The organism is uncultured Fibrobacter sp., from assembly GCF_947305105.1.
Classification (GTDB): Bacteria; Fibrobacterota; Fibrobacteria; order Fibrobacterales; family Fibrobacteraceae; genus Fibrobacter.
In genome coordinates this window covers 144,321-167,528 of sequence record NZ_CAMZCS010000002.1, presented here as the reverse complement: position 1 = coordinate 167,528, position 23,208 = coordinate 144,321, and the positions used below count along the sequence as shown (strand labels likewise).

Below are 23,208 nucleotides of genomic sequence, written 5' to 3'. Positions count from 1 at the left end.
ATCTGGTGCCTGCCACTGTTTATCCATTAGCCTATGTTCGTAAACAGAATGACAGCACGCAAATTCAGAGCCATCTGCAACTACATTGCAGGATGGATTCTGGCGACAGTCTGCATATCGGCCCTCGGCATGACCGCATTTGGAGAATTCAGCCTCTCCAAGCTGTTCTTCATGCTGCAACTTTCCATATTCGTGGGGCTTTCGCACGGGATATACGATGTCGTTGTCCTCCAAGACGAAATGGACCACCGCAGCGTCCCTACGGCACTGTTCATACGATCACTCTACTTTATTGCAAACATCAGTATAAACTACGCACTATGCATCCTCCTCTGGGATATGAACACTAATTCAGGCCAGTTCATCACGGATCATGGGCTCGCAAAGGTCGCAGAAGAGTTTTCATCCCCGGAATGCATTACAACAATCGCGCTGTTGTTCTTTCTCGCCCACTTTTTTACTTTTTCGAATTCCGTACACAAGAAATTCGGCACCCGCGTGTTTATCAATACGCTCCTCGGTAAATACCAAGACCCCGTAGAAGAAGACCTGATATTCATGTTCATCGACTTGCGACACTCAACGGAATTTGCCGAAGAGCTCGGCCATGTCAAGTACAGCAGTTTCATGAAGGACTACTACAGGTTGCTCTCGAACTGTTGCGCGGAAAACCGCGGAGACATATACCAGATTGCCGGCGACGGAGCCTTCCTCACCTGGAAAACGTCCGCCTGCAAGAGGCACGCCCGCCCCATCAACTGCTTTTACGACTTCGCCGTCTGCCTCGAAAGGACAAAACCCCGCTTCATGAAAAAATACGGTGTAGCACCTTCGTTCAAGGCCGGAGCGCACTGCGGCAAGGTGATTTCCACGGAAGTCGGGAATTTCGGCAGCGAAATGGCCTACCACGGCGATGTACTGAATACTACCAGCCGTATTCAGAGCCTTTGCTCCAAGCTGGGGAAGGATTTTTTGATTTCGGAAGACCTCTACATCAAGCTTCCGCTCCCTCTCCCCCACGAATATTTCTGCCATAAGGAAGGATTTTTCGAATTAAGGGGAAAAAAGAAAGAAATTTTAATTTTTTCTCTCCATACCCCTTGACAACCCTAAATTAATTATCTATAATTGGGGCACCCCGCGGGAATAGCTCAGTTGGTAGAGCACGACCTTGCCAAGGTCGGGGTCGAGGGTCCGAGTCCCTTTTCCCGCTCTAAAAAAGAAAACCACCTTTCAAGGTGGTTTTCTTTTTTTTGTGTCGGGATAAAAAGGAACGAGGACCCGAGAAGAGGGGCCGACTAAAATTTTTCACATGCGAACATCGTGAGCATAACTGAAAAATAGATGTCCAATCGAACATCTATTCCTTGAAATAAGTGGTCACGGTCCTTAGCTGTCTTGCTTCGCAATCCAGCCGGGACCACCATGTTTAAACAGTAAAACAAGTCACGTAATCTTCTACGCTTATTTTTGCCATCTCTTCTTTAATATCATCAGGAATCATTTCATATCCATTTAAAGAATTCCAATCTATATATTCTTTTCCATCATTATAACAGCTTTTAGCTGCGTTCAAAACTCGAACATACAATCCATCCGGCATTTGAATCAACTTCATAGCCAGTTTAACCTTTGTTTCCAACAAGGGTTTGTTCAATGCAATTGCAATACGGTCATGGTCTCGTTTCATATACCCATATACATTCTCAATCACTTCACTTGTGCGCGAAACACAGAATCTGTTCCTTAAAGTATAAGCCAAAGCACATTGCATCGCATAGCAAGCCTGATCCGCAGTAGCAGCATTCCCCTTTTCAACTTTCGATAAATTTTTGCCCATTATCGTGTCAATGGATTTTCTAAAAGTCTCTGCTTGTTGTTCATCACATTGTTGAAGAACACATTGCTTATACCTAAGAATATTGTCAATGAAAAGATTAAATTCAGCATCAATAAATGGACTAGTCTCCATAGAAACCTCATTCAGCATTCGTGTCAAATATATTGTTCAATTCACCCTGGGTCTTTGCATTCAGAACCTCATGCATCACCTTGCTGTCTGCAAGGTTGAGATACCGAAGACATCACTTGGTAATGTTAAAATATATCCTTTTTCCTTATAAAGTAGTATAACTTGAACGCAAAACAGTCCGTTTTGAGAGCATATATTCCAGCGGGGGCATGTACCCAGGCGAGTAATGGAGCCATTTCCAGTTGTAAAACTGCTCAATATACGTGAAAATGACCTTCCGCACGTTCTCTAGGTCATTAAAGTCCCGCCTATAGACCAGTTTCCTCGTGAAACTGGCGAAGAAACTCTCCATGCAGACATTGTCGTAAGGGGCATCAAAGGCATTACGCAGTTCTTTAAAAACATTGTATGGTAGCTACAGTGCGACCCTACGCATCTTCCTAACAGAGTATTTCTTGCAATTCACGTTTATCGCCTCGTGTTTCAGACGTGCGGTCGCATAAAGATTTGCAGGGATTTTCTTATCGACATTCAGGAGCAACTTGATAATCTGTCGCATTGACTCGAAGTTGGTTTCGGCCATTATTTTACCATGAAGGTTGCGTAGTAACGAGTTAATAGCTTATATCTCACTCTTATTAAACTCCTGCATAGTCGAAAAACTAGAACACTTCATTGATTCACTTTATACAAAAAAAGACCCCGGCGCGTAACCGAGATCTTTTTCGAAAAACATAAGCGGGGTTTGATTAGCTCTGCAACACCCACTCCGGATGTTCGGCCATCTCGTCGACCTGCATCTGGTGCAGCACGACATGGCCTGCAGAGAGGCTTTCCTGCACATCGATGAGGCGCTGATTGGTCGAGCCACGGAACTTGAGTTCCAGGGAACGCTTCGCCAGAATGAACGGCCCGTCGACGAGTACATCGGCAAAGGACAGCAGTTCCAGCAATTCGGGATGCTCCGGAGACAATTCCATGAGCCTCTCGTACGTATAGCCTGTGTAAATCATCAGGTGGAAGCCCCGTTCCTTGACCTCACGGGCCAATGGAACAAGCCCTGCCGCCTGGGCAAAAGGTTCACCGCCACTGAACGTAATGCCGTCGAGCAGCGGATTTTCCTCAATCATGTCCAGAATATCCTCGCGGTCGATAAAATGCCCACCCTCGAAATCGTGAGTCTGGGGATTATGGCAGCCAGGGCAATGATGAGGACAGCCCTGGACAAAGACCGTCAGGCGAATGCCCGGGCCATCGACAAAGGATTCAGGAACAATCCCCGCTATGCGGAGACGAGGATACACAGTTTCCATTTACACACCGTGCTTCACGCGATCGTTCACTTCGGCGCGCTTGGCGTTGTTGAAACGGTCCACAGTACCGACCAGGTAGCCGGTGATGCGGCGAATGCGTTCGAAACCGACGCCTTCACCATACTTGCTCATTTCTTTCTCTGACATTTCATTTCTCCTTGTTTATAAAATTTACCTAATGCCCTTAAATGCGGGCATGCCCGGATAAAGTTTGCGCAGTTCCTCAATCTTTTCCGGCGAAATCGCATGACCTTCGCTACGGCCGCAACGCGGGCAGCAGTCGCCAATCACGCCAACGAATCCGCAAACCGGGTCGCGGTCCACCGGATGGTTGATGGAACCATAGCCGATACCGGATTTTGCCATGTGGTGCACAATCTTTTCGAAGGCATCCAAATTCTGGGTCGGATCGCCGTCAAGTTCGATATAGCTGATGTGGCCAGCGTTGGTGAGCGCATGGTACGGGGCTTCGAGCGAAATCTTCTTGAACGCCGAAATCTTGTAATACACCGGCACGTGGAACGAGTTGGTGTAGTAATCGCGGTCGGTGACGCCCGGAATGATACCGAACATCTTCTTGTCGATGCGCACGAAGCGGCCGGAAAGGCCTTCGGCAGGGGTTGCAAGCAAACTGAAATTGAGGCCGAGGCGCTTGGATTCCTTGTCGCAGAATTCACGCATGTGGCCCACAATCTTGAGGCCCAGTTCCTGGGAGGCTTCGGATTCGCCGTGGTGCTTGCCCGTGAGCATCACCAGGGTTTCGGCAAGGCCGATAAAGCCAATAGAAAGCGTACCGTGCTTGATGACTTCGCCCACGGTGTCTTCCCAGCCGAGCTTGTCGGAATCAATCCACACGCCCTGCCCCATGAGGAACGGGAAGTTCTTGACCTTGCGACGGCTCTGGACGGCGAAACGTTCCATGAGCTGGTCGCTCACGAGCTGAAGCATGCGGTCGAGTTCCTTGAAGAACAGGTCCACGGACTTCATCTTGATAGCGATACGCGGCAAGTTGATAGAAGTAAAGCTCAAGTTACCACGGCCGAAACTGATTTCACGAGTCGGGTCGTAAGTGTTACCGATAACACGGGTACGGCAGCCCATGTAGGCAATTTCGGTTTCGGGATGGCCCGGCTTGTAGTACTGCAGGTTGTACGGAGCGTCCTGGAAGCTGAAATTCGGGAACAGGCGCTTTGCACTCACGCGGCAGGCAAGCTTGAACAGGTCGTAATTCGGGTCACCCGGATTCATGCTGACGCCTTCCTTCACGCGGAAAATCTGGATCGGGAAGATAGCCGTTTCACCGCCACCCAGGCCTTCTTCGGTCGTGAGCAACAGGTTCTTCATGGCCATACGGGCTTCGGGCTCGGTACACATGCCGTAGTTGATGCTGCTGAACGGAGTCTGCGCACCGGCACGGCTGTGCATGGAGTTCAAATTGTGGACAAACGCTTCCATTGCCTGGAACGTCGTCTTGTCCGTTTCTTCGTAGGCCATCTTCTCGGCAAACGTCTGCGCCTTCTTAACCGTATCGGCGTCGAAGGTCTTGGAAAGTTCGCGGGCTTCAGCTTCCTGGAACTTTTCGTTCGGCACGAGAGTCGCGACCATGCCCATTTCGGCCATTTCGGTATGGAGCTTCTTCACGACCGGCTGGATTTCTTCTTCTGTCTTGCCGGTCAGGAGGATGAGCGCCTTGACCATGTTGGAAAGATAAGCCTTGCGGTACGTGATGCGCACACCGTCGGCCATGGCATAGTCGAAGTTTGGGATGGACTGGCCACCATGCTGGTCGTTCTGATTACTCTGAATGGCAATAGCAGCAAGGGCCGCGTAGCTGCGGATATCCTTGGGTTCACGCAGATGGCCGTGACCCGTGTTGAAGCCGTTCTTGAACAACTTCTTCAAGTCGATCTGGCAGCACGTCATGGTAAGCGAGTAGAAATCCAAATCGTGGATATGGATGTCGCCATCCATGTGAGCGCGGCTGTGCTCGGGCTTGAGCATCATCATCGTGTAGAAATGCTTGGCCGATTCGCTACCATACTTGAGCATGGTGCCCATGGCGGTATCACCGTCGATATTCGCATTTTCGCGCTTAAGGTCGGATTCCTTCGCAGAACTGAAGGTGATGTCGCGGAGCGTGTGCATGAGGCGCGTATTGACTTCGCGGATGCGGGTACGCTCAGCGCGGTACAAGATGTAGCTCTTGGCGGTATCGGCATAGCCGCCCTCGGTGAGAGCCTTTTCAACGGCATCCTGAATTTCTTCGATGTCCGGCTGCGTCTTGTTGGCGGCCTCGAGATGCCCCACAGCGTCGGCAGCAACCTTGAGAGCAGTACTGCTCAAAACGTCGTCACTGCCCAAAAGATTCAGCTGATCCTGGGAAGCCTTAATTTGTTCGTTCAATTCGCCGGAAGCTCGGAAAGCCTTGACGATAGCGTCGGCAATCTTCTCGATGTTGAACGGCATTTCGCGGCCGTCGCGCTTCTTCACAGTTAAAATCATCGTCTTTCCTTTCAGGTCCGTCCTCTTGTGGTGGTCCACCCTGGAAAACGTTCCAAAATTACAATATCTTGTGTATATGTCCAATCAACATCCACAAGATGTAGGTATTAAGATAATAAAAGAAATGAGAATTTGCATAGATTTTCGGAAAATAAGATAATTTTTTTGTAATAATTGTGCGACAAAAACGGATATATGTAAAATTTTACAAACAATCCAAAAATACACGATTTTTCCGAAAATCGTTAACTCCGTGAAGAACAAATAGTTAGCATTTCATCCCCTTTTTACCTCCCCAAAAAGGAACTTTTTTCGGGGAAAAGGGTTGACAAATGGAAAAAATTTGAGCAGTAGTTTTGAGGGGCTACTCAATCTCGGCCATGACGGACAGGTATGCCGAAACAGACACGGAATCGGCGATGTTCATCTTGGAATCCGGTGGAGAATTCGACAACAGAAGATTATGAGCCCGCGCAGTTTTTCCCCTGTACATGGCTCCATCGCGGGCACCAAGGAGGGTCATCCCAATTTCGTCTAAAGGCTTGTTGCTTACCGCAACGACCTTGCCCAGGGAGCCGTCAAAGCCCTCGGCAATCGCCTTGGCGCGGGCCATCGCCTTTTTGCCGGCAATGTTTGTAACCTGAACCCTGAGCGAATCCTCGTTCTTCAGGACAGGCATGGCATTAAGCACGTTAACGTTTTCAAGGCCGACGATTCCATCCAAGAACGCCCCGGCGGCATCCTTGGACGTAAAGTTGACCGTAATCCTCTGGGTGGCCCTGAAGGCTTTCTTTTGGGATTCATTGCCGTAGAACTCATACTTCTGCTTTTTGCGTAGCATCATAGACTGCGCTTCTATCTCCGATTCTGCAACGCCCAGGTCTTTCGCAATCTGCACTACATCACCCCGGCGTGCGGCCATATCCTTAAAAAGCGCTTCCTTGTCGGCGCCGTCAAACATGATATTCGCGGTCACAATAAACTTGTCTGCAAGGAACTTCTTATTTTCGATCTGGGAAACCTGGACATACGACTTCCCGCTATTTTCCACACCGTTCAGGGAAAGCGTCGCCGAAACCGACGCCGAAACTTCTACGGAATCCGAGGTACTCAACTTCTCTACCTCCGAAGATCCTTCCACAGAAATCACCTTCCCGACCTTCGCTCCTACACTCTGCGCATTTTCTTCCGCCAAGCGGGATGCCTTCTTGCAGGCGCTCTTGATTACATCGACTTCCAGGGCTTCGGCATTCTTGAGCCGCGACTGCGTGGATGCGTCATCGACAAACGCAAAACTGGTCAAGTCGAATTCCAGGGAATCCGACTCCTGCTTGCTATGCAAAATCACCTTCACATTCTGCGATGCCGTATACCCCAAGAAATACCTCTTGCCATCCGCATAATCCCAGTCCTTCTTGAGCGACGTGCCGAGAAGTTCATACTCCTGCGGACCCACAGAATATTTCTGTAGCAAGGCGAGAATCTTTTCGCGGCTCTCATTCAGGCGTTTATAGGCGACGTCCTTGTTTTTGTCCTTTAGAACTATATTGAAACTGGTGACGTACTCGTCGGCTAAAAAGTTTTTTTTCTCTTCGCTCGAAACAGCCACGCCACCAGAAGGCAGGCCACCTTCTTCCGGAACCGGCTCCAGGGACGATACCTTCGGTTGTGCAGCAACGTCGGATGCGCGCCCGACACTGAGTGAAAGAACGAGACACACGAACGCGAGTACGATGATGACAACGTATGATACTTTGTTCTGCATAGGAACCTCCCTGTTGTAGTTCATTTTTCAATTTAAACAAAAAAGAAAGCCGAAAGCATAAGGCATTCGGCAAAAAGAATTTTACTGGATTTTATAGTCTAACTTAGAATAAGGCCTTTATTTCTTCGCAAATAGGAGCGCCACATACTTAAGCACAACAGCGACAATCACGGTAGTGGTCATGCTGATGAAGGGCATCCACGGCCAGCTGAAGATGCCGCCGAGGACCGCGGGTACGCCAAACACGGGAATGCCCTGGATAAGCACGAGGCTTGCCATGCCGCAAAATACGGAAACAACCACCTGCCAACTCTTGAGGCCCTTCACAAAGAACGCGAGCAAGAACATGCCAAGGAGCGGCCCCGTAAACAGCCCTGTAAAGAAGAGCGCATTTTTGAGAAGGCTCCCCTGCTGTGTGGCGGCAAAGAGCGCAAAAAACACACCGAGTACGCCCCAAATGACCGTCCAAATTTTTGCGCGTTTGAGGCCACCCATGCCCTTCGATTCTTCCCAGCCCAAAAAATCGTGTTCCGATGTATTGCTGAGCGAGTTGATTGCCCCCGAAAGGCTGCTCATGGCGGCAGCGCAGATGGCCGCAACGATGAGGCCAGTGACTCCCACGGGAAGGCAGTTCACGATATAGTATGGGAACACGTCATTCTGGCCAATCCCTTCGGGGAGAGTGGCGACATGAGCCATCTTGTAATAAACGTAAAGCGCAGCGCCCACCCAGTAAAAGAGAATCGAGACAGCGCAGCCCAGCACCATAGAAAGGACGCTGGAACGGTTTGCGGCCTTCACGTCCTTGCAGCTCAAATAACGTTGTACAAACTGTTGGTCACACCCACGGATGGCTATCTCCAAAATCGCATAGGCAAAGCCGGCAGAAATCAGCGTACGCGCATTGGAAATATCCATCGAGGCATCCCACCACTTGGTCTTGCCCGCCTCGCTTGCAAGGGCGGCCATTTCACCAAAGCCGCCCACGGCATTCGAAATCAGCACGAGCACCAATACACCACCGCCAAAAAACACACAGAACTGCATCACATCGGTCCAGATGACGGCCTTGATGCCCCCGAACCAGGTATAGAAAATGGCCACCGCCGCCGAAACGATTATCGCCAGTTTCAAGTCCACGTGCAGAATTTGTGCAAGCACAAGGGACGGAGCGTAAAGCAGGATTCCCGTGCGAAGCAGCAAGTGCATGCAATAGAAAACAGCAGCCAAGCGGCGCACCGCCTTGGAACCAAAGCGAACCTCGAACAATTCATAAGCGCTGTTTATGCCTGCCGTACGGAAACGCGGGATGAATACGAAACCCACCACGACAATGCTCAAAAGCGCGCCGATTTGGAACATGAGGAAAGTCATGTTGTCGCCATAAACATCGGCAGGCGCCCCGAGAAACGTCGTCGCGCTCACGGAAGTCGCAATAAGGCTAATCCCCACGGCAACCCATGGGATTGCCCCACCACCGAACATGTATTCCTTGAGATTCTTGTTGCCACGAGAAACCCAAAGGCCTATAGCCAAAGAAAGCAACAGGTAAGCGGCAAGGACTGCCCAATCGACAACGGTAAACATATTACTGCTCTAACTTGTATTCAATAACTTGGTTGCGGCCACCTTCCTTGGCCTTGTACAGGGCCTGGTCGGCATTATTCAAGGCCGCCTTCATGTCGTGGAATGTCGGAGTCACGAGATAGGCGCCAATACTTACCGTAACGCGGAGCGGTTCTGACTGGTGTACATCGAACTCCAGTTTACCCACAGCCTTGCGAATGCGTTCCGCCGTTTCAATCATGCCCTCGGGAGTCGTATCGACAAGGCCGACGACGAATTCCTCGCCACCGTAGCGGGCCACCACGTCGATTTCCTTGCGAATTTCTCCGCTGATGGCATCGGCAATGCCCTTGATGACAATATCGCCGACAGGATGGCCATAAGTATCGTTGACGCGCTTGAAATGGTCAATGTCCATCATGAGCACGCCGATATTGTACCCTTGCCGATCGGCTCTAATCTTTTCTGTACGGAAACTTTCGTGCAAAGTACGGTGGTTGATAAGCCCGGTCAGGCCATCGCGCATGGCGAGATCCTTGCCGTGTTCGAATTTACGGGCACGGTCGTAGGCAAACCCGGCCACGCCGGCAAACGCCTTGAGCAGTTCCTTTTCGTGTTCAGAATAACGGCCCGGGAAACGGCTTTCGAGGCATATCGCCAGTTCCGCCATCTCGGCGCTCGCCTCGGTCGGGACCGGCATCACCAGCAACTGCAACAAATCCATATTGCGCTTTTCCTGGTTGTCGAGGCGCGGCACATATTCGCTGAATCCGTTGCTGAAATCGCGTTCCACAAGGCGGTTGCGCAAAAGGGCCAGCACGCAGATACCCTTGTCGTTCAGGGAGAACTGCTTGTTGACAAACTGCTCGGAATCCACGCCGTCACAGAACACCACATGGCCGATATTTTCGTTCGGTTTATCCAAAGCGAGAACCAAAAGACGATCGAAGGGAATGTTCTCCTTGACGTATTCGAAAATCTGCTTGTAGATATCCTTGACCGTCATCGTCTGGAAGAACTTGCGCTGGTAATAGTACAAGACGCTGAACTGCTGCTGTTCAATGTAGTTCTTGGCCGAAGCGTAGCTCTTGTAGCCAAGCATGTCGATGTTATTTGCTATGTAAGAGAGAGCAAGAGCCGTATTGGAATTGAAGGCGTTCGGGTAAATGGAGTCGATAATCAACGCACCGGAGCGGTTCTTGTTGCGGTCGAACACAGGGACGGCCACAATGGATTTGATGCTCGGGTTGTCCAAATAGTAAAGCAGAGCCTTGCCCCCCGTGAGGTCGCCTTCGAGCAAGCGGTCTACTCCAGGGCGGAAGAGCTGGCCCAAAATTCCGGAATTTTCACCAATTTTCATGTCGGTCGCAATCTGCGTGGTTCCGTCGTTATAGAAAGAACGGACACCCCATTCGCGAGGAGAAATTCGAGAAAGGATTATCAGGGAATTTGCTGCAGGAATAAGCCCCTTGAGAGCAACAAGCATGTCGTGGAAAGCCTTGTCGATATCGGCATCGGCGCGGTTCCAGACCTGGTTCACCTTCAATGTCGAATTCGGTTCGTTGTATTCCTGCTTGACATCCTTGTATTCGGAACGCAAGTCAGGAGTCGTCGCAGGGACAAGCCCCGTAGCACGGATAGCCTTGGTCACCACCGGAATGTTGGCGGTCTTCCCCCCAGGGAGCCGAGGACGGTTCATGAAGGCCAGCGCACAGGCCACCCCGGCAAACGGAATCAGGAACAACCACATGCCGCCCTTAAAGGCAAGCCCTAGCAGGAGCCCCGACAAAACAAACAATATATCCGACATACAACTTCCCCTTACAAACGGAATGAACGGTAAAGCATGACCGACGCCAAAAGTGCATAAACACAATGACTCACCCATGCTGCGACAAGCGGAGTCAACGCTCCGTTCTCGCCCATTTTCAAACCGATTCTTTCCAGGATATAATAGCTAAACACAATCAAAAGGCCAACCCCGAACTTTTGAGAAAGCCCTCCCGATCGGCTATATCGGTGGCACAGGGCCGCTCCGATAAGCAAGACGACCAAGTTCATCCAATGCGCGGAGCGCTTGAAATGGAGAGCCGTTTCCATGATGCGGGTGTCTTCACCGGAACGCCGGAGCACGTCAATACGCTGCTTGACCATCTTGGAGTCCATCTCGTCCGGCAGTTGTCGTTCATTAATCAAGTCATCCGGGTGCGTACTCAACCTATTCGCAAGGGATTCCCGCAGGTACGAAGAGACATTCACCGAGCCATCTTTGCGGAATATCCGCCGGTGACCATTTTCCATGCGCCAATACCCCGTAGTCGAGCTATCCTCCTCGATCCAACGGACAATGCGCGCATCGTAGCGTTCCACAAGGCGCCCCTCATCGCGGAGCAATAGCACGACATCGCGCCCCATTTTCTTGCTTCCCGAATAAAACTTGAAAAACCAGCTCGCCTTCTCGTTATCGATAAACGTGAAATTCTGCTTTTCCTTGATTCGCGGATTTTTCCGTTTCTGGGCGTTCGTCTCCATGATTTCGAACCGCCTGTGATTCGCATCGGGGAGCCAGAGTTCGCTCATCTCGTACGAGCCCACAGAAACGAGAATGCCAATGAAAAAGATAGGCAGCAACGTCTTGAGAGGATTCTGCCCAGAACTTTGCATCGCGCTCATTTCGAGATGGCGCGCCATGTTACCCACCGATGCAAGGACCGCGATAAACAGGGCCACCGGCGAAATCAAGTACACCATGTAGGGCAAATAGCTCAGGTAGTAATCACCGACATCCTTCATGTCGCGAGCAAGCCAGGTCTTGATGTTGCCCACGAAGTCGATCATCGCAAAGACAAGAATCGCCCCGATCACCACGATGAGGAACATCTTCATGAAATTCCAAACAAGGTACCTCGGGAATCTCATCCGAACCTCCTCGTAAAGAAGGTAAATATGCGTCCCACTTTGCGAACCGCACGGAAGAACTTCGAATCTCCCGAGAAACGGTCACGGACCATCGCTATCGTGATAAATATGCCGAAGGCGCCAATGATGATGTTCGGGGCCCACATGGCCAATTCCGGCGAAATAATGAGGCGGTCAGCCAAGTTTTCGCCACCGATGAGGCAAACCCAGAATATGACAAAGAATGCGAGACTGTAGATAATCCCCGTACCAATCCCCCCCTTGCGGGCCATAATCCCTAGCGGGGCACCAATGAGAATAAAGACCAAACAAGCAGCCGACGTGCTGAATTTCTTGTGAATTTCAACAAGATATTGTGCAGAACGTTTTTTTTCGGTTTCCATGCGACTGTACAAACGTTCCGTTGTCCTGAGTACGGACATCTCGGTCATACGGAGTTTGGTGAGGGAGCGCCGGACCCTGCTGGTATCGTCGGTATTATACGAAGACACCACCCCAGACGGAGCAATCGAGTCGAGCTCCAAGCGAGTCCGTAGCTCGTGCAGGGAGGAGAGCCTGCGCTCCTTCGCTTCGATAAAGGCGGTATCGTACCGGGCCTCGGCATCGTGAACCACATCGAGCATCATCTCGACAGGCATTTCACGGTCACTCCTGTAACTGCGGCTACGGCGTTCAAGACGGTCGTCCACGTTCTTGAGGGCCAAGTCCTGTGCAAAGAACCTTATACGGAAATAGTTGCTAGGGTCGTCGGCATCGACAACATGGGTTTCTCCACTACGGAGCTTGAACATCAAAGTAGCGCCGTTATCGACATATTCCATCGAGGCACTGTCGGCATACACAATTCGCGGTGGACCCTTGTGTTCCAGTTCAAAAACTTGAATTCCGTAAAGCGTACCCGACGACGGGTCAATGCGGCTTACCCAAAGCTGAACGTCCGGGAACTGCGTAATCAACTTGCCGGCATCGATAAACACATGCGGCTTTTTCCGGGATACGGCGTTCATCAATTCGACGGAACGGTGGTTCGCCTCGGGAAGCACCCAGTTGTTGAACAACATCAGGAGGACCGAGAGCAACATGCCCACGATAAAGACAGGGCGAATCAAGGATACCGGAGAAACACCGGCCGCTTTTACCGCAGTAATTTCCTGGTCCCCCGACATGCGTCCAAACGCCATGAGACACGACACCAGAACAGCCATCGGGATAGAGAGCGACAACATCCAAGCGAGGTTCAAGACAAAAATTTCAAGAACCGTCGAAGCCGGAAGCCCTTTCGATAGGACATTGTCCAATATTTTGACAAGAAAATCGACTACGAACAAAAACGTAATGCCGAAAAGTGACGCCAGGAAGGGCGCAATCAGCTCTTTCAACACATAGCGGACTAAAATCATTTTTCTGTCGGTCTTCTTTTTGCTACTTTACATCCAAAAAGTAGAATTAACCAAAGAAAAAAAATGACCATATTTAAAAAGTGTACCCTCTTCTTCACGTTTTTCTTCTGCGCAGCGCTCCTAGTCGGTTGTGCCGGTTCGGGCAAAGACAAAAAGAGCCACACTGAATTTTGCCGCGAAAAATACGAGGTCGCCGAAGGCTTGTTCAAGAAGGGTAAGTATGGACGCGCACAAGACAAACTTGAAGACATTCTTTCCTTGTGCGCCGGTACGGGCTACCTAGAAAAGAGTCAATTTCTCCTTGCCGAAAGCTACTTCAATCTCGAAGAATGGATCGAGGCCCGTGGAGAATACGGCAGCTTTGTATTGAATTTCCCCGGTTCCCCATTTGCAGAGATAGCAGCCTACCGTAAAGCCGTCTCGTCGTACAACATGGAATTCAAGGTTTCCCGCGACGAGAGCAACACGACAACGGCAATGAAGGACTTTGAGCGCTACCTGGACAGCTATCCAGAGACTCCGCTCCGCGACTCGGTAAACTACTATTACGAACAACTTGTCGAACGCCTTGCCGAAAAGGAATTCCAGACGGCACGCCTCTACATGCGCATGGACAAGCCCCAGGCCACAGTCATCTACCTGAAAGAATTCCTGACAACTTACCCCAAGTCCAAACGCAGGCAGGAATCCCTCTTCATGATTACAGAAGCCTACACCGAACTGGACCAGTTTGATGCAGCGCGCTCGTACTTGGAAATTGCCCGCAACGACCTTGGCCAAGATGCGGATGTGTTGAAACAGATTGAAAAAACAGAAAAGAAAATTGCAAAGGCCGAAGCCAAATTCGAGAAAAAGCTGAAGAAGGACGCCGAAAAGAACCGTGTCCAGAAAGAAGAAAAGGAAATGACGAACTAGGTTCGCAAAATGAGAAGGCCGGAGTTTCTGAAGACTGTACTCTACGTATTGCTCTTTGCGGCAATGGTCTTCGCCGATGCAGATAAAGTCGAACACGACAACGGGCGCATATCCATTTTCCTTCAACCGGCAATCTCTTTTTTGGACTTTGGAGAACGCCAATACTTCCAGAACACCGTTGACACCATCTACAGGGAATTCTACAGCCAGGCCCTCACCGAAAGCGAATCGCTGACGGTTGCCAAACAAGATTTCCAAAAGGTCAACTTCTGCTTCCCCATCAGCGGGGGTCTGCAATTCCAGCCCTTCCGGGATAACTTTTTAAGCCTTGGGCTCTCGTTTATTTACGACCACGAATCCGTCGTGCTCACAGATAGGAAAAACAAGAGCCACCATTACGAATATACCATTCAAGGCATGCCGCTGTTCTTGGAATACCGTCTTGCCATCCCCACTAACCTGATGTCCCTCACCGGGGAAAGTTTATTCAGCGTTGCAGTCCGCTGGTACTGGGTACTCCCCGGCACCGAAATATATTCGACCTGGGGAAAAATTGCAGCAGAGACACCCCTTTACGGCGGAGGATTCGGTTTCAGCATTGGCTACCTGATTACCAGCTGGAAGGGATTCAACGTATTCGGCGATATCGGTTACAGTTCTATCCCCGTCAAATCGAAAAAGAGTTTTGCAGACATCGTACCAGACGGGCCAACAGAAAATGCCAAGTGGAATGTCGGCGGGTTGCAATTGCAGATTCGCGTAGCGTTCAGCTTGTGGGACTATCCCAAGATAGAACAGGACTCCACGGCAAACGACAGTAGCAAGGTCAAGAGAAGCGACAGCACCAAGACTCTCAAGGGCACAGACGTAAAGGCAAACAAACCGACCGCAAAAACAGCCGATTCGACAGCAGCGCCTGCAGATACAACGAAAAAAGCAACGACAGACTCTACGAAAGCCGCTGACACAACCAAGACTGCCGCCGACACAGTTAAGGTCGATACAACCGGGAAAATCACCGACACGACCGCAGTCACCGACACCACAAAGAAAGCGTCGATAGACACGGAGCCTCCCGCAACAACCCCGAGCGCCCCTAGCGAGCCAAAGAACGAGCCCCAAAAAGAGCTCAAGAAAGAGCCCAAGAAACAAGAAGAAAAGGCGACTGAAACCCCGACGAAAAATGCGGGGCCATGATGATTTTCGCACCTTGGGAAAAGCTGCATTACGCAGAGACGCACTTCAAGTTCAAGTTGCCGTGGTCGCTCCTGTACAGAGCATGGCCCGAAATCATTTTCGACATGGCATTCCAGGCGGTTCCTGGGGAAACCCCCGTACTCTGGATCGTTTTGCGCGACGCGAACCGCTTCCCCGTCACTCTGGAACAGGCCAAAATAACTATCGCCGCACAAGATGCCCCCAAGTCCGCATGGGATGTACGGGAGATTCCACTCAACATCGAAGCGACGCAACAATTTGAATTTCACCCGCTCCCCCTCGAAGGGATTCAACCAGGCCGCTACTGCATTTATGCAGAAATCAAAGTAAAGCGAGCCTCCGACGGAAAGGGACGCACATTCAAGCGCTGGAGTTTACCGGGGCTACGAGCCGAACCGCTCACCCTGCAAGTCCTTTCCGAAGCACACCCTAAAGCACCCGGATATGTCGCTGGAGAAATGCACTGTCACACGCACTACTCCGCCGACCACGTGGAATTCGGAGCAACCCCCGAAGTTTTCCAGCAGGCAGCAAAAGCGGTCGGCCTCGATTTCGTGTGCTGCACGGACCACGCCTACGATTTTGCATTCACCGCCGAAGACTATACGCGCGAGGCGCCATCGCCTGCGCCTAGATTCCAAGCACTTAAGGACGAGATTGCAGCACTCCCGGAAAGCTATCCGCTGTTGCTCGCCGGTGAAGAAGTTTCTGCGGGCAACTCCAAAGGCGAAAACGTCCACATGACAGTCCTCGCTCCCGACGAATACTTGCCGGGCCTCGGCGACTGCGGGCGTTACTGGCTCGACAACATGCCCACCCGGAAAATCCCAGGACACCTTTCGGCAACAAAGGCGCACTGCTTCGCGGCCCACCCCATGCAACCGATGGGAATCATCGAGAAGTTCGTATTCCGGCGCGGCTACTGGAGCCACAAGGATTTGAACTTGGACGCGACGCACAAGATTCGCGGCATCCAGTTCTGGAACGGGATGCAAGACGAGGGGTTCATGCTCGGACGGCAATGGTGGATTGACGAACTCGGCAAAGAAAATTATTTGCTCCCCATCGGCGGAAACGACGCACACGGCGACTTGAACGACACCACGGCCGTTGGGTTCCCGCTGTTTACGCTCAAGTATTCGAGAGACCACGTGTTCGGGAAAGTTCGGACAGTGGTGAAATTAGACAAGGCTCGAGGCTCGGGGCGCGAGGCGCGAGGCGCGGGGGATGGAGCGCAAAGCGAGGGAGTCGTGGTTCGAGATACAATGGACGGGCTTTCGCTCGAGGCCTTGAACGAGGCGTTCGCAAGCGACAACTGCTACATCACCGACGGTCCTGCGCTTTGGTGGGAACGCGACGGCAAACGCATTCATTTCCATGCTCGTTGCACAAACGACATGGGTGGCTGCTTCCGCTACATCCGCATTTTCGGCAGGAAGCGCAAACTCGACGGCAAGATTGCAGACAAGGAAGTCGTGGACATGCACAGCATGGTGCTTGCACGCGCCTCCTCCGACATCACGATGGACTTCGAAGACTACGCCTATCTCCGTGCCGAATGCAAGACGGCAGACGGGCACTTCGCCTTGACCTCTGCGGCAAAGGTAGGTTAGCATGTCCAGATTCATGAGTCCCATGGTCAGGCGCAGGCCCACAGAACCACAGCCGACACCCGAGGCGGAGCCTATTACAGCACAACCTATTACACAATCAACCGCAGAGCAAACAACTGCGGCACAGCCAACAGAAGAAGAACTTGAGCCGACCGAAATCCGCATCAGCGAAGGCGGTTACAAACAAATTCGCGACGAGAGCCTTGTTCTTTTGTCGCAAGGAATTTCGCACCGGCTGGAACACTCCCCCGACGGGCCCTTCCAGATATTCGTCGAACTCGACGACCAAAAGCGCGCACGTTTCCAGATAAGACTGTACCACCGCGAAAATCCGCCAAGGGAAGTCAATGCACCGCTCCCGCTCAAGGCAAGTTTCCAACCCATCTGGGTATTACTTGTTCCGGCAGCAGTCACGCTGGTCCAGTTCTCCGGCATCATTCCCGGCATCGAAGGCGAAGGCCTTTCCGACGCAACCAAAGTCATGAACGGGCAATGGTGGCGCTGCATCACGGCACTCACGCTGCACGGGGATTCAAGGCACCTCGGAGGCAACCTGCTCACGGGCTACCTCGTGCTCAGCATGATGAGCTACAGAATTTCTCTCGCGAAGGTGGTCCCGTTCCTCGCCGTATCAAGCGCACTAGCAAACTTCTGCGTCGCAGCAACTGTCCAGACGGACTTCCGCAGTCTCGGTTTTTCCACGTTCGTATTCGCCGCCATCGGCGCACTCTCCGTGATGGAATTCCGCCTGATGCCCAAGGAGAGTCACGGGCTGCTGCGCCGGTTCGCGCCCCTTTGCGGAGCGGCCTCGCTTGCCACGTTTGTCGGGCTCGGCGAACACGCCGACATCCTCGCCCACCTGTACGGGTTCATCGCGGGGCTCCTGTGCGGGTTCATCCCGAGCAAAAAGAGTCTGCGTTGGGGTGCGCCCGTTGCGGCATCGGATATTTTCTGGGTCGTCGCCTACTACGCCATCTTTATCATCGGCTGGGCGTTCGCCCACCAGTAATCCAAAAACAAAAAAAATCCCCGGCATAACCGGGGAAAAATCGTAAACGTTTTCGGGAATTACTTTCCGAGGAACTTGGACGCCTTGTCAGCGAACTGCTGGTTATCGCCGTAGACCTTGAGGATGCGCTCGGCAGTAGCCTTGGCCTTGTCGGCCTGGCCCAGCTTGTCGTAAACGAGCGTGAGCTTCCACATGGCGTCAGCGACCATCGGGGTTTCGTCCACCGGTTCGTCCTTTTCGTAACGATCCTGGAGATCACCCGTGCGCTTGCCGAATTCGCTCACGAACTTTTCGAGGAGACTGGCAGCGGCGGTGTAGTCACCCTTTTCCATCTTCACAGAAGCGATACCGTGCATGGCGGCAGAACGGACCAGGGCAGAAGAACCAGCATTGTCGATAGCCTTCTGGAACAGGGGCTCGGCAGCATCGAGGTCGTTGTTTTCGAACTTGATGTTTGCGCTGTAGAGAGCGGCCTTGGCCAAGGCGAGGCCTTCGAGCTTGCCAGAGTTCATCTTGGATTCGAACTCAGCCAAAGCGCTGTCCTTTTCGCCGGCGTAGAGGTAAGTCATACCGAGACCGAGATTTTCGGCCTGGGCATCAAGAGCGCCCTGACGGTATTCCTTATATTGCACAACACCCACGACGATGGCCATGATGACGACCAAGACGATAGCGAGCTTTGTACCGTGGGTAACAAAAAATTCCTTGAGTTCGGAGTTATTGGTAGTAGATTCGTTAGCCATAATAGACGTCCATTTTAAAATTTGTGACCCAATCATAGAAAAAAAAAGTTCCTTTGTCAGCCAATCTTGACAAAAGGGAGCCTTATTACTAACTTTTGCCCCGCTATGCCACTCTAGCTCAGCTGGTAGAGCAGCTGATTCGTAATCAGCAGGTCGGCAGTTCAAATCTGCTGGGTGGCTCTAAAGTCGCATTCCTCCGGGAGTGCGACTTTTATTTTACTTCCCTAACCCCTAAATCCTAGCATCTAGCCTCTTTTTTTTCTAAATTTGGCGCCTATGAATCCGAATGGCGCCATTATTGTACAGAGCAACCTCGAAATCATGGTCGAGGTTGATGCCCCCTCCTACGAAGCAGCACGCGACGCGATAGCCCCCTTTACCGAACTCGTCAAGAGCCCGGAACACCTGCATACTTACAAAATATCGCACCTGAGCCTCTGGAACGCAGCCGCAACCGGACTGCGCGCACCGGACGTCATCGAACGCCTCGAAAGCCAGAGCCGCTACCCCATCCCGCAGACGGTCATCACGGAAGTCGAAGACTACATGGCCCGCTACGGCCTCCTGCGCCTCAAGAAAGACGGCGACAGGCTGATTATCGAATCCGACGACCAGTACATGTTCACCGAAATATGCAAGCTCAAAGAAGTCGAGCCGTTCGTCATCGAATTTCTCGGTGAAACAAGCGCCATCGTGGACCCGGAACGCCGTGGCCACCTCAAGATGGCCCTCACCAACGCCGGGTTCCCAGTCGAAGACCTTGCCGGCTACACCGTGGGCGACCCGCTGCCCATCCACCTGCGCGAGACGACGCTCAGCGGCAAGAAGTTCGAACTCCGCGACTACCAGAAAGAAGCCGCCCAAGTGTTCTACGCAAGCGGTTCCGAAAAGGGCGGTTCGGGCGTCATCGTGCTCCCCTGCGGTTCAGGTAAGACCGTCATCGGCCTTGCAACGATGGCCTTAGTACAAACGAAGACTTTGATCCTCACGCCGAATATTTCTGCATCCCGCCAGTGGATTCGCGAAATTTGCGACAAGACGGACCTCACCATCGACCAGGTGAAGGAATACTCCGGCGAAGTCAAGGAAATCGGCCCCGTGACCGTGGCCACCTACCAGATTTTGACCCAGCGCAAGCGCGCGAAGAAAGCGGAAAACGAAAAGCCCGAAACCGAGCTCGACGACTTTTCTGACGAAGAAGTCAAAAAGGAACTCGCGAACTTCCCGCTGTTCAGCCAGCAGAAGTGGGGCCTCATGATTTACGACGAGGTACATCTGTTGCCCGCGCCCGTGTTCCGCCTGAGTACCGAAATGCAGGCCACGCGCCGCCTCGGCCTCACCGCGACGCTCGTCCGCGAAGACCACAAGGAAACCGAAGTGTTCAGCCTTATCGGCCCCAAGAAGTACGACATCCCGTGGCGCATATTGGAAGCACAGGGCTGGATTGCCACCGCCGACTGTAACGAAATCCGCATCCCGATGGAAGCCGAACTCAAAATGAAGTATGCGCTTGCACCGGTGCGCGAAAAGATTACGCTCGCCTCCACGAACCCCGAGAAGACGGACATCGTGGAACGCCTGCTCAAGCACTTCGACAAGCCCGACGACCGCGTGCTCATCATCGGCCAGTACATCGACCAGCTCGAATCGCTCTCCAAGGAACTCGACATCCCGCTCATCACGGGCAAGACTCCGAACAAGGACCGCGAAAAGTTATACGCAGCCTTCCGCAACGGGAGCCTCAAGAACCTCATGGTATCGAAGGTCGGCAACTTCGCCATCGACCTGCCCGACGCGAACGTGCTCATCCAGATTTCCGGTACGTTCGGCAGCCGCCAAGAAGAAGCCCAGCGCCTCGGCCGCGTGCTGCGCCCCAAGAGCGACGGCGGTGCCGCGCACTTCTACAGCATCGTCACGCAAGATTCCAAGGAGCAGGAATTCGCGATGAACCGCCAGCTGTTCCTCACCGAGCAGGGATATGCCTACAAGATTATCAAGCGCGGCGACTGGGACATCCTCGCACGCACGCCCGAAGAATTGGCGGCAAGGCAGTAGGAAAAGTAGGAAGTAGACAGTAGGAAGTAGACAGTAGGCAGTAGACAGTAGGAAGTAGACTGTAGACAGATAATAAAGTTTGTTGGTTGTAATTAAAAACGTCTCCGTGGAAACGGAGACGCTTTTTTCAACTTTTAGGTGTTTTGAGAATTAATTACTTCTCAGCAACCACCCAAACCTTGACCTGAGCTTCGACGTCGCTGAACACCTTGATGGTCACGGTGTAGACACCGAGCTGCTTGATCGGCTCTTCGAGAGCAACCTGAGCGCGGGTCACCTTGACACCCTGCTTGGTGATAGCGTCGGCAATGTCAGCAGCGGTCACAGAACCGTACAGACGTTCGCCTTCCACGACGCGGCGTTCAAGATTCACAGAAATCTGAGAAAGCTTGGCAGCCACATCACCGGCAGCAGCGAGTTCCTTCTGGAACTGGGCTTCAACAGCAGCGCGGTTGTTTTCGATTTCGAGCTTGGCTTCCTTAGTAGCACGAACAGCGAGCTTGCGCGGGAAGAGGAAGTTACGGGCATAGCCGTCCTTAACCTTCACAACGTCAAGCATCTTGCCCAAATGGGGAACATTGGCCTTAAGAATAATTTCCATAGTCTAGTTCCTCCTATTAGCGCAAGCTGTCCGAAACGAACGGGAGAATAGCCATCTGGCGAGCGCGCTTGATAGCCTCGTTCAGCATACGCTGGTACTTGGCAGACGTGCCAGAAATGCGGCGCGGGATGATCTTGCCACGTTCAGAGATGAAGCGACGGAGAGTCTTCTCGTCCTTGTAGTCAATGAACTTGACGTTATTTTCCGTGAACCAGCAAGTCTTCTTGCGGCGGATACGCGGACCCTGTTTCTTATCTTCAAAAGCCATTATTCAGCCTCCCCGTCTTCGGCGTCGACCGGCACGATATCTTCGGTGGTCTGAGCCAGGTTCTGATCGTAAACAATTTCGCTCATCGGATAATCAGCGAGGGTCATCCAGCGGAGAGCGTTGTCGTTCAGCTTGAGGGCGGCTTCCATGCTTGCCACTACAGAGGCTTCGGCCTTGTAGTAGAAAATCACATAGTAGCCGTGCTGGCGCTTTTTGATGGAATAGGCGAGCTTGCGCTTGCCCCAGTCGTCGCGACGGAGAATTTCACCGCCACCGTTGGTGATCATGGCACCGATGTTCTCGACTTCCGCATTGATGGCGTCGTCAGAGATCATAGCGTCGATGATAACCATCGTTTCGTATTGTCTCATAATGAGTCCCTTTGGTCTATCGCCCGGGAACCGACATTGGCCCCGGGAGGGTTCCGGAATAAATCCGGTGCGGCAAATATAGAAATTAGGCGTTTTTTGTCAATATTCAGGCAATTTACATGCCCAACTGAATGCCGACAACAGCCGATTTTGACCAAGAATCCACGCCTCTGTTGAAATATCGCTGGAAACCGACCTCAAAAGACAGCCACATGGAACGCATTTTTTCATGCGGCCAGTCCCACACTTGCCGGAGGTCAAAGGCCAAACCGGGGGTCAAGGTCAACTGTACCGCCTCGACAAAATTGTACTCGTAAAGGGCACTCCCGGTCAAGCCGAAATAGCGCCCCAAGGTAACGCCACCGCCCAATTCCACACCAACAGAGAAGCCGTCCAAGGAGAACATTTTCTCGCACGACCGGCGTTTCACCTCGACAGAATCAATCACGCTATCCTTCGGGGTCTTGGAATTCCAATTAGGGGTATCCCGATCGTAACCCTTCCCATGGAGTTCTTTGCGAATTTCCGAAATGCTGGTATTTTCAAGCCCGAGCACCGGGGACAAGTAGAGTGCAAAGAAATCCTTCACGAAAAAGGCCTTGGCCGAAACACGATAACGCTGGTACATCACCATCACGTCGCGGTCCAAGTCTCCCCCAAAAAAGCGCACATCGAGGCCACCACTCAGCCACGGGAAATACAAGAAATCCCCCTGGGCCTGCCACACTCCAAGGCAATCGCAATTTTCCGTCGGGTCGAAAACGCCCACTGCAAGCCCGGCCGACATTCCACGGCCAGCATAGGCCCCCTGCCTCGGAAGGGGGATATTCACATCGTCCGCATCAGCACGGTCAGCAGCCAGCACGGAGAGCGCCAAAAAGAATATAATGAGCGTTATTTTCTTCACTTTACCGACAAATGTAGCTCTTAACCCCATTTTTTTCCTCTTTTTTTTTCATTTTCTAAACTTTTTCACCC

At 52.0% G+C, this 23,208-nt stretch carries 20 protein-coding genes, 2 tRNA genes and 1 pseudogene; 8 read left to right on the top strand and 15 right to left on the bottom strand.

The genetic code is table 11. From position 1 onward, the window contains the following. Positions 1–48: 48 nt before the first annotated feature. Together Q0Y46_RS02050 and Q0Y46_RS02045 are read left to right on the top strand one after the other, a co-directional pair. Positions 49–1,104, top strand: a complete 1,056-nt coding sequence (locus Q0Y46_RS02050; protein ID WP_297944300.1) for an adenylate/guanylate cyclase domain-containing protein — start codon at positions 49–51, stop codon at positions 1,102–1,104. A gap of 36 nt (positions 1,105–1,140) precedes the next feature. After that, positions 1,141–1,213, top strand: a tRNA-Gly gene (locus tag Q0Y46_RS02045). Between the two features lie 216 nt (positions 1,214–1,429). Here the strand turns inward: Q0Y46_RS02045 and Q0Y46_RS02040 are convergent. The 10 genes and pseudogenes from Q0Y46_RS02040 to Q0Y46_RS02000 all read right to left on the bottom strand — a co-directional run bounded on the left by Q0Y46_RS02040 (position 1,430) and on the right by Q0Y46_RS02000 (position 13,437). Next, positions 1,430–1,990 (bottom strand): hypothetical protein, encoded by a 561-nt coding sequence (locus tag Q0Y46_RS02040; RefSeq protein WP_297944297.1) that lies wholly within the window; start codon positions 1,988–1,990, stop codon positions 1,430–1,432. Between the two features lie 127 nt (positions 1,991–2,117). Further along, a complete protein-coding gene (locus Q0Y46_RS14875; RefSeq protein ID WP_366522466.1) occupies positions 2,118–2,363 on the bottom strand; it encodes an integrase core domain-containing protein in 246 nt (81 codons plus the stop codon). Positions 2,364–2,387: 24 nt separating this feature from the next. Beyond that, on the bottom strand, positions 2,388–2,531 hold the full coding sequence (locus Q0Y46_RS02035; protein WP_297944293.1) for a hypothetical protein: 144 nt from the start codon (positions 2,529–2,531) through the stop codon (positions 2,388–2,390). Positions 2,532–2,721: 190 nt separating this feature from the next. Next, positions 2,722–3,285 (bottom strand): anaerobic ribonucleoside-triphosphate reductase activating protein, encoded by a 564-nt coding sequence (nrdG, locus tag Q0Y46_RS02030; RefSeq protein WP_295681550.1) that lies wholly within the window; start codon positions 3,283–3,285, stop codon positions 2,722–2,724. Between the two features lie 9 nt (positions 3,286–3,294). Next, positions 3,295–5,751: pseudogene (locus Q0Y46_RS02025) on the bottom strand (anaerobic ribonucleoside triphosphate reductase); the annotation flags it as partial. Between the two features lie 400 nt (positions 5,752–6,151). Then, on the bottom strand, positions 6,152–7,552 hold the full coding sequence (locus Q0Y46_RS02020; RefSeq protein WP_297944288.1) for an SIMPL domain-containing protein: 1,401 nt from the start codon (positions 7,550–7,552) through the stop codon (positions 6,152–6,154). Between the two features lie 117 nt (positions 7,553–7,669). Beyond that, entirely contained in the window at positions 7,670–9,139 is a 1,470-nt protein-coding gene (locus tag Q0Y46_RS02015; protein WP_297944285.1) for a sodium:solute symporter, read from the bottom strand. 1 nt (position 9,140) lies between these two features. Further along, complete coding sequence (locus Q0Y46_RS02010) at positions 9,141–10,928, bottom strand: sensor domain-containing diguanylate cyclase (protein WP_295681535.1); 1,788 nt, start codon at positions 10,926–10,928, stop codon at positions 9,141–9,143. A gap of 11 nt (positions 10,929–10,939) precedes the next feature. Continuing rightward, positions 10,940–12,037, bottom strand: coding sequence for an LptF/LptG family permease (locus Q0Y46_RS02005; RefSeq protein ID WP_295681532.1), 1,098 nt, complete (start codon positions 12,035–12,037; stop codon positions 10,940–10,942). Continuing rightward, a complete protein-coding gene (locus tag Q0Y46_RS02000; RefSeq protein ID WP_295681529.1) occupies positions 12,034–13,437 on the bottom strand; it encodes an LptF/LptG family permease in 1,404 nt (467 codons plus the stop codon). Before Q0Y46_RS02000 ends, Q0Y46_RS02005 begins: the two co-directional genes overlap by 4 nt. Before the next feature lie 63 nt (positions 13,438–13,500). On the opposite strand from Q0Y46_RS02000, the gene bamD reads away from it, so the two are divergent. Genes bamD through Q0Y46_RS01980 form a run of 4 tightly spaced genes read left to right on the top strand, consistent with a single transcriptional unit; the run spans position 13,501 to position 18,192 of the window. Beyond that, positions 13,501–14,352 carry an outer membrane protein assembly factor BamD gene (gene bamD / locus Q0Y46_RS01995; protein ID WP_297944280.1) on the top strand — a complete coding sequence of 284 codons (852 nt, stop codon included), beginning with the start codon at positions 13,501–13,503 and terminating at the stop codon, positions 14,350–14,352. Positions 14,353–14,361: 9 nt separating this feature from the next. Further along, positions 14,362–15,549 carry a hypothetical protein gene (locus Q0Y46_RS01990; protein ID WP_297944277.1) on the top strand — a complete coding sequence of 396 codons (1,188 nt, stop codon included), beginning with the start codon at positions 14,362–14,364 and terminating at the stop codon, positions 15,547–15,549. Then, on the top strand, positions 15,546–17,183 hold the full coding sequence (locus Q0Y46_RS01985) for a hypothetical protein (RefSeq protein WP_297944274.1): 1,638 nt from the start codon (positions 15,546–15,548) through the stop codon (positions 17,181–17,183). Before Q0Y46_RS01990 ends, Q0Y46_RS01985 begins: the two co-directional genes overlap by 4 nt. Position 17,184: 1 nt before the next feature. Further along, a complete protein-coding gene (locus Q0Y46_RS01980) occupies positions 17,185–18,192 on the top strand; it encodes a rhomboid family intramembrane serine protease (protein WP_297944270.1) in 1,008 nt (335 codons plus the stop codon). Positions 18,193–18,251: 59 nt separating this feature from the next. Here the strand turns inward: Q0Y46_RS01980 and Q0Y46_RS01975 are convergent, their stop codons facing one another. Continuing rightward, positions 18,252–18,935 carry a tetratricopeptide repeat protein gene (locus tag Q0Y46_RS01975; protein ID WP_295681514.1) on the bottom strand — a complete coding sequence of 228 codons (684 nt, stop codon included), beginning with the start codon at positions 18,933–18,935 and terminating at the stop codon, positions 18,252–18,254. Between the two features lie 107 nt (positions 18,936–19,042). On the opposite strand from Q0Y46_RS01975, the gene Q0Y46_RS01970 reads away from it, so the two are divergent. After that, positions 19,043–19,115: transfer RNA gene (locus tag Q0Y46_RS01970), tRNA-Thr, on the top strand. A 96-nt stretch (positions 19,116–19,211) separates the two neighbouring features. Further along, positions 19,212–20,990: a DNA repair helicase XPB gene (locus tag Q0Y46_RS01965; protein WP_295681511.1), complete on the top strand. Its 1,779-nt coding sequence runs from the start codon at positions 19,212–19,214 to the stop codon at positions 20,988–20,990. 154 nt (positions 20,991–21,144) lie between these two features. Here the strand turns inward: Q0Y46_RS01965 and rplI are convergent, their stop codons facing one another. The 4 genes from rplI to Q0Y46_RS01945 all read right to left on the bottom strand — a co-directional run bounded on the left by rplI (position 21,145) and on the right by Q0Y46_RS01945 (position 23,167). After that, complete coding sequence (gene rplI / locus Q0Y46_RS01960; RefSeq protein WP_295681508.1) at positions 21,145–21,591, bottom strand: 50S ribosomal protein L9; 447 nt, start codon at positions 21,589–21,591, stop codon at positions 21,145–21,147. A 16-nt stretch (positions 21,592–21,607) separates the two neighbouring features. Then, entirely contained in the window at positions 21,608–21,859 is a 252-nt protein-coding gene (gene rpsR, locus Q0Y46_RS01955) for a 30S ribosomal protein S18 (protein WP_295681505.1), read from the bottom strand. Next, complete coding sequence (gene rpsF / locus Q0Y46_RS01950; RefSeq protein WP_297944265.1) at positions 21,859–22,230, bottom strand: 30S ribosomal protein S6; 372 nt, start codon at positions 22,228–22,230, stop codon at positions 21,859–21,861. The genes rpsR and rpsF overlap by 1 nt, the downstream gene beginning before the upstream one ends. Positions 22,231–22,345: 115 nt before the next feature. Beyond that, on the bottom strand, positions 22,346–23,167 hold the full coding sequence (locus Q0Y46_RS01945) for a hypothetical protein (protein WP_297944262.1): 822 nt from the start codon (positions 23,165–23,167) through the stop codon (positions 22,346–22,348). Positions 23,168–23,208 lie beyond the last annotated feature (41 nt).

Excerpts from the sequence above, each read along its gene's own strand:
- Q0Y46_RS02050 (WP_297944300.1), top strand. The coding sequence starts at position 49 with ATGACAGCACGCAAATTCAGAGCCATCTGCAACTACATTGCAGGATGG.
- Q0Y46_RS02040 (WP_297944297.1), bottom strand. The coding sequence starts at position 1,990 with ATGCTGAATGAGGTTTCTATGGAGACTAGTCCATTTATTGATGCTGAA.
- Q0Y46_RS02035 (WP_297944293.1), bottom strand. The coding sequence starts at position 2,531 with ATGCGACAGATTATCAAGTTGCTCCTGAATGTCGATAAGAAAATCCCT.
- nrdG (WP_295681550.1), bottom strand. The coding sequence starts at position 3,285 with ATGGAAACTGTGTATCCTCGTCTCCGCATAGCGGGGATTGTTCCTGAA.
- Q0Y46_RS02020 (WP_297944288.1), bottom strand. The coding sequence starts at position 7,552 with ATGCAGAACAAAGTATCATACGTTGTCATCATCGTACTCGCGTTCGTG.
- Q0Y46_RS02015 (WP_297944285.1), bottom strand. The coding sequence starts at position 9,139 with ATGTTTACCGTTGTCGATTGGGCAGTCCTTGCCGCTTACCTGTTGCTT.
- Q0Y46_RS02010 (WP_295681535.1), bottom strand. The coding sequence starts at position 10,928 with ATGTCGGATATATTGTTTGTTTTGTCGGGGCTCCTGCTAGGGCTTGCC.
- Q0Y46_RS02005 (WP_295681532.1), bottom strand. The coding sequence starts at position 12,037 with ATGAGATTCCCGAGGTACCTTGTTTGGAATTTCATGAAGATGTTCCTC.
- Q0Y46_RS02000 (WP_295681529.1), bottom strand. The coding sequence starts at position 13,437 with ATGATTTTAGTCCGCTATGTGTTGAAAGAGCTGATTGCGCCCTTCCTG.
- bamD (WP_297944280.1), top strand. The coding sequence starts at position 13,501 with ATGACCATATTTAAAAAGTGTACCCTCTTCTTCACGTTTTTCTTCTGC.
- Q0Y46_RS01990 (WP_297944277.1), top strand. The coding sequence starts at position 14,362 with ATGAGAAGGCCGGAGTTTCTGAAGACTGTACTCTACGTATTGCTCTTT.
- Q0Y46_RS01985 (WP_297944274.1), top strand. The coding sequence starts at position 15,546 with ATGATGATTTTCGCACCTTGGGAAAAGCTGCATTACGCAGAGACGCAC.
- Q0Y46_RS01980 (WP_297944270.1), top strand. The coding sequence starts at position 17,185 with ATGTCCAGATTCATGAGTCCCATGGTCAGGCGCAGGCCCACAGAACCA.
- Q0Y46_RS01975 (WP_295681514.1), bottom strand. The coding sequence starts at position 18,935 with ATGGCTAACGAATCTACTACCAATAACTCCGAACTCAAGGAATTTTTT.
- Q0Y46_RS01965 (WP_295681511.1), top strand. The coding sequence starts at position 19,212 with ATGAATCCGAATGGCGCCATTATTGTACAGAGCAACCTCGAAATCATG.
- rplI (WP_295681508.1), bottom strand. The coding sequence starts at position 21,591 with ATGGAAATTATTCTTAAGGCCAATGTTCCCCATTTGGGCAAGATGCTT.
- rpsR (WP_295681505.1), bottom strand. The coding sequence starts at position 21,859 with ATGGCTTTTGAAGATAAGAAACAGGGTCCGCGTATCCGCCGCAAGAAG.
- rpsF (WP_297944265.1), bottom strand. The coding sequence starts at position 22,230 with ATGAGACAATACGAAACGATGGTTATCATCGACGCTATGATCTCTGAC.
- Q0Y46_RS01945 (WP_297944262.1), bottom strand. The coding sequence starts at position 23,167 with ATGGGGTTAAGAGCTACATTTGTCGGTAAAGTGAAGAAAATAACGCTC.